Genomic DNA, 5141 nt, shown 5'->3' on the forward strand with positions numbered 1-5141 from the left:
ATTCAATTAGTGTACATGACGGCACTGGCCTACGTAATGAGCTGGCTGGTATATGTAATTTTTAAATAAAATTTTGGGGCAATCAGCATACAACTTTATTCAACAGCAGTTGCGGCTATCCGCTGCAAGTCCTCGCCACAAAGCCCGCCCTGCGGCCCGGCCGGCACTCCCATAATTTCAAAAACCAAAGCGGGCCACCCTCAGCTGTGGGCTTTGCGCTGCTATCCGCCTGCCTTTCAGCAATTGAATGTTTATGGGGCTTTAAGAATGCCATCACAAGAATTGGTTGATTTATTTTTAAGGAGTAAAGATTACTAACAAGGAAACACAGGGCTGGAGCTTTGCGCCTGGTGAAAGAAATACAAACTTTCGTAATTAAAGATTACATTAGGTGTATTGCCGCAAGTTTTAATAATTGGTTGCGGAGATACAGACGTTGGCTGCAATACCTACCCTTCGTTACATGGTAACAGTTTATGAAACTAGATCATTCGCCATTTATAAAAGCAAAAAAAATGAAATTATTATTTACGTTATTATTACTAACATCTAGAGCTGGATATGCTCAAATTAATGAAAAAGAACTTTTTAAACAGTCTTGCGAGCAGGAAATTAGCGGGGTAAAAAATTTAGAAAATCTTTCTGTGGTAATAGCTGTGCCTTGCTCTTGGAAAATGAGAGACAAAAGCACTTATTCTTTCAAATCGGATATTATTTCATTATCTCTAGGAAATACAGTAAAGGTTTTTAAATTTGATGCAAACTTTGTTATTAGTGATAGGGCTGGTCAGATTGTAAAATTACTTAACGATTCAAACGATGAATTTATCATTAATTCTAGCAAAAAAATCAGAATAAAAGGGAATGACTGCATTGTATACGAGACAAAAAAGTCCCTGCTATATGGGCAAGTGAGAGTTTTTATGCGCAATTTTTATTATTTCATAAAATCTAGCGACAGATTGATTCTTCTTGATTACATGTACAGTTCAATAGACGAGAGGTATTTAACTAAAAACTATCTATTCTATAAGAATTTATATTACAACTTATCGCAAAAGATAAAAATAAAAGGTCAATAAGCACTATAAGATTCTATCCGGTTTGGCTTTACAACTGAGGCGGTAAATCCGATTTAGAACTGACTTGTGCTTAGTTCACAAAGTACTGTAGCCAACATTGCATTGCCCTAAGGAGTAAAATAATTCATGCAGGTTGATCAAATAGATGGGTAATAAGTCCACTCCAATACTGGTCTTTGACTTTGTTTAACAGCGGTTGGGCAATCTGAAATTGAAAATGTTATTGGACTTATGTAAATTAGTAGGAGGAAACAGTATTTGATAATTGTAAAAACAAAAAAAATGGTAGAACAAAAATTTAAACAGGGAGACCTTGTAAGAGAAAAAACAAACCCTGGCTTAAAACTTTTAGTAAAAGAATATGAACTCAATTTTATGGGGGTTGCATTAAAAGAACTTATGGGCGCAAACGTAGATGCTACCCCCAAGCCTACCCTTATTGTCAATTGTAAATATGTAGACATTACAACTGGTAAGGAGAAAACTAAAAAGAAACATCAAGACAAATTGGAGTTTTGGAGTTAACTCAAATCTACCCAAAATTACTTTTACATCCTTGTATATGGTATTATACCAAACTGACGAAAGATCTTTGAGTAAATGGATAAAACCATTTAAACACGATTGTGGTTTTTGAGGCAATATTTATCTTAAAGGCTTTATGTAGGTGACCTAAAGTTTTTTATAGCCTACTTATCAAGTGAGATATTTTATTCGATTGAATTACTCTTATAAATAAAGACAGTTTTAGTTTGACAGAATATAGCACATGCAGCCAACATGGGTATCCTGCAAGTGCTAAAGGACGTTGTAACATTCAGCTGCCAGTTCGCTATCAGCAGCGGTTTCGGCGGACGGAATTCTACCGGTCATTAGTTCTTAACTTCCCCTTTTAGTTATAAATTTGGCTTCAGTTCCGGGCAGTCAGTTGGTTAATTCGTCAGCGGCACAAAGACTCGAACGTTGTATGCAAATGCTAATGAACTCTTCGTTTTACTCATATATCCCCAAACGCTTGTTTAAAAATATTATATGAAGACATTTTCCATTGTGTTATTATTGACTTTGTCGTCACTTGGATCTAACGGACAAAGAGATTTTCTCGGAAGCTTTAACCCAAAAATTGACAGTTCAGACAGATCTGTTGCTAAACTTTGCAAAGAAAAAAAATTTGATGAGGCGATTAGCTTAATTAATAAATCTATCCAAGTCGACTCAACTATTGGTATTAACTATTTCAATAGGGCTGTAATAAACTATCTTAAAAAAATATTAGCCAAGGAGTTTTCACCGGGTATCAACGAAGTAATTTATAACGATTGCAAAAAAGCTTTAGCCAATAATTATGATACGCCTGAATTGCACTATCTAATATTTTCACAGTTTAGCCAAACAGATAGAATCTTTTCATTTTTAATACCTTATATAACTGAACATGGCGTTGAAACTGCAATAGAGTATGAACGAGCAAAGGAGGAAATTGACTTAGCAATAAAAAAATATCCAACGAAGAATGTCAAATATCTTATAGCCAGAATGATTTTTCTTTATAAGCGATTGAATGGCCAAAAAACCTTAGTGGAATTATCGTCATCAAATGAAAATAAAAAAGTTGAATTTCCAGAAAAAAACCAACTCAAATTTGACTGTATAATGGTACTTGAGGAAACAAAGAATAAGTCTATAAAAGGTGCTGCATATTACTTTTTATCCCAGATATCTTACATCCTTGACCAAGATACAATTGCCGCCATTCAACATTTATCGAACGCAATTGAGGCTGACACAAGTGATGTTTATTATTATAGTGAAAGAGCAACCTTGAAGTTTAAAATAAGAAACTATCGGGGGGCAATTGCGGATTTCAATAAGTATTTATTTCAAGAAAAAAGTTCTGATGATTTTAAAATGAGGGCCAATTGCTATTCATTCATAGGAAATGAAAAGGCAGCGATAGCTGATTATTCCACAGCCATCGGTTTATTTAGCAAACAACTTAACGACGCCAAGAAAGATAATAGCTATTCCCGAATTGATTACTTTAAGCAGCAATTAGGCCAGACATATTGTTTTAGAGGTATTTCTTATCTACAACTAAACAGTAAAATAAATGCGTGCTTGGATTTAAATAGAGCAATTGACTTCGGTTATAAAGATGCTCAAGAAATTATTACAGAAAATTGTCAATAATATCAATAAATTTTTTCCAGCAACGTCTTTCAATGAGCCATTAACCAGAGCCATGGAAGTTTTGTCGCCTAAAAAAGTTCTCCGTTTTATTCTTTACGAATTAGGTAACTAAAGAAAAAAGCCGAAGTTTTTTTTGAGTAAAGATTTGTAAAAATGAGACACAAGGCCGGAGGTCTGGGCGTGATGTATTTTCAATAGTATGGCAGATGCGTCGGTTATTTTAAAATCATAGAAGAAATAAAGTCTTCGACATATAAATATTACTTTAGATAAATTTCCTAAAATTTATATTAATTGGTTGCAGAAAAATATAATTTAGTGGTCATGCTATGGTGAAATCACGGTTTATAATAAAGACATTTTTCCTATTAATACTAATTGGTTGCCAAGTCAAATCGAGGAGTAGCTCTGGTGACACATTCTCACAGTCAGAAGCAAAAAATGACGATGGTAGTTATTCAGATGATACTTACTGTGCAGAGGTGCAGTATCATAACCCAAATACTGGCACACAGTCATCATATACTTTGACTATAAAAGTTGAAAATAATGAAATAGTTAAAATTGACTGGCCAAATGGAGGTAGTCTTGGTGAAGATAATTTTTCAAATGCAGCAATAGATGAAGATGGCCATGCATCTTTTACAAGCGACAAAGGATACGAATATGAAGTGCAGATAATTGGGCAAAGTGAAGGGTGTTTTAATAATGTACCTATGGCAAAACAATGTATAGGAAAGACTAAAAACAGTAGTCGTTGCAGACACTTGACTGACAATTTAAATCAACTCTGTTGGCAACATCAAAATCAGGAATAAATTTAAAGTGTATGAAGCTTAATATCTTTCAGAAAATATTGTTTGTCGTATATGGATGCCTATTTGTTTACTTTGCTATTATTCATGTTCCATTTAAAACTAGTTCAAAAAAGGAAATAAAGTATGACACATTATTTTCAAATAGCTCAAATTTGGATGTCAGCAGACTGGTTTTAATAATTGTCATTCTTTCAATCTTGACTGCTGTTCTGTTTTTCTTATTTTCTATTATAAACTTTTCATACAAGAATGAACCGTTATCAAAAAGAACAATTAAAATTAGCATTTACAGTTTCATTGGAGTTGCATTATTATTTGTTGCAATTTTCAGTATCATGAATTTGCAGACAAAAAAGGAAAAACTTAAAATAATCTCAGAGGAGCCTTTTCAAGCTGTAGATAGTACAGCGGTTGCAGTTGACACACCGAACATTCTTGAAATTCCTCCTTTTCTTTTAAAAGAAATGACCTGTACAGAAAAGCATGCTCTTGAAGATTTTAAATCATACATGAAATTCTATTACCCCGACTGGAAGATTTACGGACAGCCAGTAGTAAAAAAGCAATCGGACTGTACTTATAGAATACAGTTTACAACGCTTGACCCACATATTAAATACGAAAGAGAGGTTATCATTATTGAGATTTATTACAATTATGATTATACAACATATAGCTGTAAGACAATAAGAGGCACTTTATATTGACAATGAAAAGTACGAAACGCAAAATTGGTATTGCTGCAAAATTTTTCCCAGCTACGTCGCAAAAAAAATGGGCCGTTGAGTAAAGCCGAGGAAGTTGCGTTGCTCAAGTTTTTTTTAAGGGGGCCAAAGATTATTAACAAAGAGACACAGGGGTTCAGCACTGGGCTTAATGTTGGGCGGTAGAGTTAAAATTGGCCTTAATGCATTTTAATACGATCAACAAGATATGATAGACCTTTTTTCCCAGCGACGTCTCTCAACGAGCTTTTAAGCAGAGCCGAGGACGTTGCGCCGCTTAAAGAAGTTCTCCGTTTTTGTACCTTTAGAATATGCCAGTAAAAAAG

5 protein-coding genes are annotated in these 5141 nt (G+C 34.2%); all 5 read left to right on the forward strand.

Going from position 1 to position 5141, the window contains the following annotated elements; genetic code table 11:
- Positions 1-515: 515 nt before the first annotated feature.
- The 5 genes from ACHZDT_RS10750 (at position 516) to ACHZDT_RS10770 (ending at position 4797) form a co-directional block, all read left to right on the forward strand.
- The gene (locus ACHZDT_RS10750; RefSeq protein WP_394774630.1) at positions 516-1082 is read left to right on the forward strand and encodes a hypothetical protein; all 567 of its coding nucleotides are present in this window, start codon (positions 516-518) and stop codon (positions 1080-1082) included.
- Between the two features lie 282 nt (positions 1083-1364).
- On the forward strand, positions 1365-1607 hold the full coding sequence (locus ACHZDT_RS10755; protein ID WP_394774631.1) for a hypothetical protein: 243 nt from the start codon (positions 1365-1367) through the stop codon (positions 1605-1607).
- A gap of 507 nt (positions 1608-2114) precedes the next feature.
- A complete protein-coding gene (locus ACHZDT_RS10760) occupies positions 2115-3272 on the forward strand; it encodes a hypothetical protein (RefSeq protein ID WP_394774632.1) in 1158 nt (385 codons plus the stop codon).
- 329 nt (positions 3273-3601) lie between these two features.
- Complete coding sequence (locus tag ACHZDT_RS10765; protein ID WP_394774633.1) at positions 3602-4090, forward strand: hypothetical protein; 489 nt, start codon at positions 3602-3604, stop codon at positions 4088-4090.
- Positions 4066-4797 carry a hypothetical protein gene (locus tag ACHZDT_RS10770; RefSeq protein ID WP_394774634.1) on the forward strand — a complete coding sequence of 244 codons (732 nt, stop codon included), beginning with the start codon at positions 4066-4068 and terminating at the stop codon, positions 4795-4797. The genes ACHZDT_RS10765 and ACHZDT_RS10770 overlap by 25 nt, the downstream gene beginning before the upstream one ends.
- The last annotated feature ends 344 nt before the right edge of the window (positions 4798-5141 follow it).

Origin of the sequence: Flavobacterium sp., from assembly GCF_043722275.1 — a bacterium.
GTDB lineage: Bacteria > Bacteroidota > Bacteroidia > Flavobacteriales > Flavobacteriaceae > Flavobacterium.

Coding starts and splice junctions, on each gene's coding strand:
- ACHZDT_RS10750 (WP_394774630.1), top strand. CDS start 516: ATGAAATTATTATTTACGTTATTATTACTAACATCTAGAGCTGGATAT.
- ACHZDT_RS10765 (WP_394774633.1), top strand. CDS start 3,602: ATGGTGAAATCACGGTTTATAATAAAGACATTTTTCCTATTAATACTA.
- ACHZDT_RS10755 (WP_394774631.1), top strand. CDS start 1,365: ATGGTAGAACAAAAATTTAAACAGGGAGACCTTGTAAGAGAAAAAACA.
- ACHZDT_RS10760 (WP_394774632.1), top strand. CDS start 2,115: ATGAAGACATTTTCCATTGTGTTATTATTGACTTTGTCGTCACTTGGA.